Source organism: Moorena sp. SIO3B2, from assembly GCF_010692525.1.
Classification (GTDB): domain Bacteria; phylum Cyanobacteriota; class Cyanobacteriia; order Cyanobacteriales; family Coleofasciculaceae; genus Moorena; species Moorena producens.
Genome location: NZ_JAAHHE010000224.1, coordinates 3441 through 10380 on the forward strand (window position 1 = coordinate 3441; position 6940 = coordinate 10380).

The 6940-nt window shown below is 42.1% G+C and carries 6 protein-coding genes; 3 read left to right on the plus strand and 3 right to left on the minus strand.

Features of this window, described 5'->3' with window-relative positions; all coding sequences use genetic code 11:
* Positions 1–1466: thioesterase domain-containing protein (locus F6K38_RS28635; protein ID WP_287358456.1), on the plus strand; the 1466-nt coding region annotated here is incomplete at its 5' end.
* Here the strand turns inward: F6K38_RS28635 and F6K38_RS28640 are convergent.
* Positions 1443–2801, minus strand: coding sequence for a flippase (locus F6K38_RS28640; protein WP_287356620.1), 1359 nt, complete (start codon positions 2799–2801; stop codon positions 1443–1445). The genes F6K38_RS28635 and F6K38_RS28640 overlap by 24 nt on opposite strands.
* A 400-nt stretch (positions 2802–3201) precedes the next feature.
* Entirely contained in the window at positions 3202–3606 is a 405-nt protein-coding gene (locus F6K38_RS28645; protein ID WP_287356623.1) for a thioesterase family protein, read from the minus strand.
* A gap of 255 nt (positions 3607–3861) precedes the next feature.
* Between F6K38_RS28645 and F6K38_RS28650 the strand changes: the two genes are divergently transcribed.
* Both F6K38_RS28650 and F6K38_RS28655 read left to right on the plus strand, forming a co-directional pair.
* Positions 3862–4710, plus strand: coding sequence for an alpha/beta fold hydrolase (locus tag F6K38_RS28650; protein WP_287356621.1), 849 nt, complete (start codon positions 3862–3864; stop codon positions 4708–4710).
* 459 nt (positions 4711–5169) lie between these two features.
* Positions 5170–5649 (plus strand): GNAT family N-acetyltransferase, encoded by a 480-nt coding sequence (locus F6K38_RS28655; protein WP_229414619.1) that lies wholly within the window; start codon positions 5170–5172, stop codon positions 5647–5649.
* A 252-nt stretch (positions 5650–5901) separates the two neighbouring features.
* Here F6K38_RS28655 and F6K38_RS28660 read toward each other — a convergent pair whose 3' ends face one another.
* Positions 5902–6903, minus strand: a complete 1002-nt coding sequence (locus F6K38_RS28660; RefSeq protein WP_287358459.1) for a ferredoxin family protein — start codon at positions 6901–6903, stop codon at positions 5902–5904.
* Positions 6904–6940 lie beyond the last annotated feature (37 nt).

Below are 6940 nucleotides of genomic sequence, written 5' to 3' on the forward strand. Positions count from 1 at the left end.
CAGTTGGGGGCAACCAACGCATTTACCGCACGGGAGATTTAGGTCGTTTGCGACCGGATGGCAGCCTAGAATTTGTCGGGCGCAAAGATTTCCAGGTCAAGCTCAGGGGTTACCGGATTGAACTGGGGGAAATAGAAGCAGCACTGGCACAACACTCTCAAGTCAAAGAAGCAGTAGTGATTGCCCGAGAAGATACTCCTGGGGATAAACGGCTGGTGGCCTATGTAGTCCCCACCGAATCTCAACCGGTGATTAGTCAATTGCGCTCCTTGATCCAAACCCAACTCCCCGACTACATGATTCCTGCAGCTTTTGTGGTCTTGGAGTCCCTACCGTTAACACCCAGCGGTAAGGTGAACCGACGGGCATTACCAGCACCAAATGTTTCTACTCAAGAAGCAGGAGGAATAGAACCTCGCACGATCGCAGAACTGCAACTGGTACAAATTTGGTCGGAAGTTCTCAATATCCCGACCGTGGGAGTCCAAGACAACTTCTTTGACTTAGGCGGTCATTCCCTGTTAGCCTTGCGCTTAATGGCTCGTATCGAACAGCAGTTGGGAACTCATCTACCCTTGGCAACCCTCTTCGCCAAACCCACTATCAAAGACCAAGCAAGTTTACTGAGTGGTGCTACTAATACTCAACTTTTATCACCTTTAGTCCTAATTCAGCCAGCAGGTTCTTTGCCACCATTTTTCTGCATCCATCCCAGGGGAGGTAATGTTCTGTGTTATGCAGCTTTAGCTCGCCGGTTAGGTGTGGAACAACCTTTCTATGGTCTGCAAGCTGTAGGGCTTAATGGAGAACAGGAGCCCTTGACTCGCATTGAGGACATGGCTACTACTTATATTAAAGCAATACAGACCGTTCAATCCCAAGGGCCATACCAACTCGGTGGTTGGTCTTTCGGTGGTATCGTTGCTTTTGAGATTGCCCAACAGCTACGCTCTTCAGGACATGAAATAACACTGTTAGCATTAATAGACAGCATTAATCCTACCATTCTCAACAAGCCCAAACCAGATCGAGCAATGCTGTTAACTGCCTTTGCCGGGAGTCTAAGTCGTCGTTTTGATGAAAAACAGTTTAACAAGAAACTGGCAGTTTCAGTGGATAAATTACGGCAACTGGAGTTGGACGAGCAATTAAACTATATCCTTAAAGAGGCAAACAAAGCTCAAATCTTGCCACCAGAAATTGGACTAGAGCAGATACGCGACCTATTTGCAGTTGCACAAGCAAATATCGAAGCCAAGTATAGCTATGTACCCCAACCTTACTCAGGTCAGAGTACCCTTTTTTACACCGATAGAAAATCGGCACAATTAACCCAAAAACAAATCCAAAATTGGAGTTCTCTGACTACAGGTGGCATCAAGATACACAAAATTACTGGCGACCATTTCTCCATTATCCGGAGTGAAGCCTTAGCCCAAGAGTTACGTCCCTATCTCGGATTTTGAGGAACCCCATTCAAAAAGTCCTCTGAAAACCAGGGGACTCACTCCTACATGTTTCACTACTAAAAAACTCAGCCAAATATTCCACAGGACTAAAGTTAAAGCTGTGGCTATAGCTGCACCCACTGCACCAAACCGAGGAATCGCGATCGCATTTAACACGATATTTAAAACAGCAGCACAACCAAAAACCTTTACAGATTTTTTTTGATGACCCGTCATCACCATCAAGTAGCCGACAGAACCGCACCCAGCGCTTACCAAATTGCCCAAAACCAAAATTTTAAGTTGCCAACTTGCTGCCATAAAATCCGAGCCAAATATTCCTAAAACGGGTTGACTGAAGACCATTAGAAATAAGGACATAGCCACAGAAGGCCAGAAAATCCACATAGCAACTGTGGAAACCACCTTTTGCAGACCCTCCAGATCGCCTTTAGCGTACAGGGTCGTGAAACTGGGAGCGGCTACCATATTAATAATTGTCAGCACAAAAGAGACCCATTTAGCCGTTTTCACTGCCGCAGCGTACATCCCTGCTTGCTCAGGACCCAATATCGAACCGACCATGATTTTGTCAGTTTGACTGATAATCATGAAAAAACTAAATTGTAATAACAAAATGAAACTTACACCCAACCACTCTCGAATGGCATATACTGGTTGGCTGGCTTCAAATTCTTTCTTTAATTTAGGTAATAAAAATCCCAACTGCAACAAAATTGTCACTAGGAAGGCAATCTCAGCGATTTCTAGAGCTGAAATTCCTGTTAGGGAGTGACTTTTCTCGAAGACCACAAATCCACCACACAGTAGCAACACAGGCCGAATAATTTTTGATGGTGCGTATGCTAAAGTAATATCCTTGGCAGCTCTAGCTGTTGCCAATTGTAAATTTATCAAGGATTGTAGTGGCACTAGACCAATACCAATTAATAAAGGAGTGGCATAAGTAAAGTGGTGGTAATAATTCAGTAGTAAAATTACACCTGCAGCTAGGAAGCTAACCAATATACTATTCAATATACTAATTAGCCAGCTACTGCGCAAAATCCCCCACAATAGTCCCCATTCTTGTTTAACTCGGTACTCCGAGACAAAGCGCAAAACTGTACGGGGTAAACCGAATCCTGCGGGAATTGCTAAGAGTATAGACCAGGAAATGACATATTGATAAATGCCATAGTCAGTTTTGCCCATCCATCGGGCTAGGCATACCTGCACCAAATAAGTGACAGCAACACCTGCAAATTGTATGACCAGAGCTATTCCAGCTTCTTTAGCCAGAACGCCTAAATTCAGATTTTCCTCGGTAGGAGAGGGGACAGTTTGAGTCATTTATTTTTAGTAAATAAAGGTATAAATTTTGGATATTCCGTACTTGTTATGCTAAATTAACACTTTGACGAAGGGAGCAGGGAGCAGGGAGCAGGGAGCAGTGAAAAAAGACCATATTCAGAAAATTATGTTAGTTAAATAGCCTTATAACCTTTGTAAAGTAAGCTTTCTGAGTTTTTCAACTTTAAATTTAGCATAGCAGGTACTGAAGAACCGAAATGTTGAATCTAGTAGACTAGGATTTTGTCCCTGACGGCCTGACAAAAGTGGTTAAAAAAATGTGCATTTCAACTCTATATTCTATATTATTTCAATCAAATATACAAGATATATTCCAGTAACATTTTGCCTTCCTAAAACCCATTGAAATCCGTTTTAGTTTATATGCTTAAAAATATCCTCATAAGCGCTCTAGCCATTGCACGATTTCCTCAGGTAAGGGAATTTTAGTTCTAGTCATCGCATCAATACAAACGTGCTTCGTAATTGCCTTGGCCAGTAACTGTTGCGATGACGAAGCAATAACCTGATAAGCAATCTCAAACTTACTTTCACTCAACTGCTCAGGCATCACATGAATTAGCAGTGGATCCCCACAAAACATAGGAGCTAAAAAATCTACACTGGCATGAACAATCGGAATTGCCACAGCTGCCTTAGTGAAAAAGGACTTGAGATTAATGCCCGATGCATCTAGAGAGGCTTCATAGGCTTCATGGCAGATAGATAAAACATTAGCAAAATAGACTACACCAGCCGCATCCATATCTGAAAAGCGAACAGTGCGATTATAAGTAAAAGAGATCATACCATTTCAGTTATCAGCTATCAGCTATCAGCTATCAGCTATCAGCTAATGCGCACGCTACGCGAACAGCTAATTCGCTACGCGCACGCTACGCGAACAGCTATCAGCTGAATGCTTACAAAGTTTCTGCCCATAGCGTAACCTCCTTGAGGTGCTATTGAATAAAATAAGCTGACGGCTGACGGCTGTTCGCGTAGCGTGAGCTAAAAGCTCACGGCTGAATGCTTACACAACTAACAATTAACAATTAACATGAATGGGATTAAAAAAAACTACCAAGCAGCAGTATATCTCAACACTGACCTCCAGGGGTCAGGATTCCCAATTCTCTGCCTTCACGGTCATCCCGGCTCAAGTCAGTGCGTTTCGGTTTTTACCCAACATCTATCCCAGAGGTTCTGGACTATCAGCCCTGATTTGCGAGGATATGGTAGAAGTCCAGCTGATCGGGATTTTCAGATGACCGACCACTTGATTGACTTGGAATCCCTGCTCGACTACTACCACATTGACCGCTGTTTGATACTAGGTTGGTCTTTAGGGGGAATTTTAGCCATGGAGCTTGCTCTGACGCTACCTCAGAGAGTCACAGGTTTAATTTTAATCGCCACAGCCGCTCGACCCTGGGGTAATCATCCCCCCATTAGTTGGCAGGATAATCTCTATACCGGGATCGCTTCTGCCTTAAATTGGTTACAACCAGGATGGCAGTGGAATATTGACACATTTGGTAAGCGATCGCTTTTTCGGTACCTGATCCAACAACACACTACCAGCGCCTACCAGTATATTGCCAACCACGCCATATCAGCCTATTTACAGACCTCCCAAGCCGCTACACAAGCACTCAACACTGCCATTAGGGCTGGGTATAACCGTTTGCCAGACTTAAACCAGATTGAATGTCCCTCCCTGGTCTTAGCAGGAGCTGCTGATCGCCATATTACCGCAGCATCAAGTCGAGAAACCGCTAAACATCTTAAAGATAGCCAATGGCAATGCTATGACAATACTGCTCACTTGTTTCCTTGGGAAATTCCCGATCAGGTGTTAAAAGATATCGACAGCTGGATTAGCAATAATCCGCAAGTTATGAGGTGATGTAGAATGTAGAATTTATAATTTAGAATGCAGAATTAATAATTTATAATTTAAAATGTAGAATTAATAATTTATAATTTAAAATGTAGAATTTAGAATTAATTCAAAGCTGATAGCTGTTGGCGTAGCCTGCCCGTAGCGCATATTATGACAATTATTAATTCTTAATTGAAAGCTGAAAGCTGATAGCTGATAGCTGATAGCTTACAATTCTCAATTCTCAATTCTCAATTCTCAATTCTACATTCTCAATTCTACATTCTCAATTCTACATTCTCAATTCTCAATTCTCAATTCTCAATTCTACATTCTCAATTCTCAATTCTCAATTCTCAATTCTACATTCTCAATTCTCAATTCTCAATTCTCAATTCTCAATTCTACATTCTCAATTCTACATTCTCAATTCTACATTCTACATTCTACATTCTACATTCTACATTCTAAATATGGTTAAGCATGATGACGACAATTGAAGTACGTCCTGTTAAAACTAAACAAGAGTTAGAGGATATGTACCACCAGCGGTGGCTTGTGCTCAGAGAGCCTATGGGCATGGAAAAAGGAACAGAACAAGACAAGTACGATAGTAGTGCTTTTCATCTCGTTGCTGTCTGTAATAATCAGGTAATTGGTTCAGCAAGATTAAGAGAATTGTCTCCCGGATTGGGCAGTATTGCCTACGTTGCACTATTACCTGAATTTCGTCACCAAGGAATCGGCACCAAACTGATGGAAACATTAATTGAAAAAGCCAAAGCAAACAATTTCAATGCTTTAAGACTACTGAGTAGAATTAATGCCCTAGGTTTCTATAGTCGCCTTGGTTTTATAGCCGACGGTGACCAATTTGATTATGTTGGCATCAGCCACCAATTCATGTATCTTAATATATCTAGTCAAGGGAATAGGGAACAGGGAGTAGGGAGTAGGGAGTAGGGAGTAGGGAGTAGGGAGCGGTGCGACCCCGCGCTTTTTCAAAGCTAAGCGTGAACGCGCACCGTAGGGAATATGCCATCAAAAATTATCACAATTCCTACACGGACTCTATACCAATGACTAAGTAAATTACTAACACCAGTAACTCTATATTTAAGGTGCGTTGATAACGCACCCTACTAGTTGAGCTGACGGCTGACCGCTGACGGCTGACGGCTGACTGCTGACGGCTGACTGCTAAATGCTTACCTCTTAGCTTGCCATCTGCGGTTGATAAACTGGAAGAATTTCCAGCAATTCCGAGTAAAGGCAGAGATTCTTGATAGTATATTTAACAAACACTGACTCTTTCTGAGCACCACAAGACCCTTTCAGCTGCAATGTCTTACTTTCATCTTTAATCAATTCAGCACGACAATGGTAAATCAAGCCATTAGGTTTTTCAAAGCTGATCTCAGCTTGAATAGAATCCTTATTCGCATCTTCATTAATAATTGAACCACCAACTTTGTGCTTAAACCAATCCCATCCGTAGCGGAGGATAAGTTCCCTTTCCAATACCTGAATTTTAGTCGGTAGAATTCCCCAACCTCGATAAACTCGATTGAAGCATTCAATATCACCACTACGGATTAAAATTGATTTAAATGAATCTTGATCTAAGACACCGTAGTATCTTCCATCTGGGAAGTCAATCGCAGTGGGAGCAAACCGATGACCACCAAAGTGGCTAGCTTTCCAGAGTCTGACATTGCTTAAAGATAACTCAGCAACAGTAGCTAAGGCTTTGCAGTAAAAAGGATTACCATACCTGGCGCAACACACATCATGGCTACCGTGGGTACAAACTAAAATGTCTCTAGTGTCACTGTCTTGTGTGACACAGTTTGGCGTTTCTCCAGCTAAGAATTGTCTGACAATCCCAGCTACCTCACCAAGATTAGTCACATCAAACTCTAGCTTGCTGTACCCTTTTAACCTGGCCTCACCGTTGTGACTATAAATCAAAACCTTAGTCTGATCGGCTTTTATGGTTTTATTATTAGCAATCAGCAGGAATCTTACTGGCAGCTTACGCTGCTTCACCTCATCCACCAAATTCCTAAGATTCTCTGGAATATACTTAGAATCCATGGCATTAAACAGCCACGGTTGGCGGCATTCTACTAAAACATACACTTGGTAATTAGTACCACTACCGATAATGTCTTCGGCTAACTGCTGTGAATGGTCAGAACAAAAAAAAGTGTTCATCGTTTTATCTCCTTAATTGTCATTTTATAAAAAAATA

Bases quoted from the DNA above. Each gene is read 5' to 3' on its own strand.
- F6K38_RS28660 (WP_287358459.1), bottom strand. From the start codon at position 6,903: ATGAACACTTTTTTTTGTTCTGACCATTCACAGCAGTTAGCCGAAGAC.
- F6K38_RS28650 (WP_287356621.1), top strand. From the start codon at position 3,862: ATGAATGGGATTAAAAAAAACTACCAAGCAGCAGTATATCTCAACACT.
- F6K38_RS28655 (WP_229414619.1), top strand. From the start codon at position 5,170: ATGATGACGACAATTGAAGTACGTCCTGTTAAAACTAAACAAGAGTTA.
- F6K38_RS28640 (WP_287356620.1), bottom strand. From the start codon at position 2,801: ATGACTCAAACTGTCCCCTCTCCTACCGAGGAAAATCTGAATTTAGGC.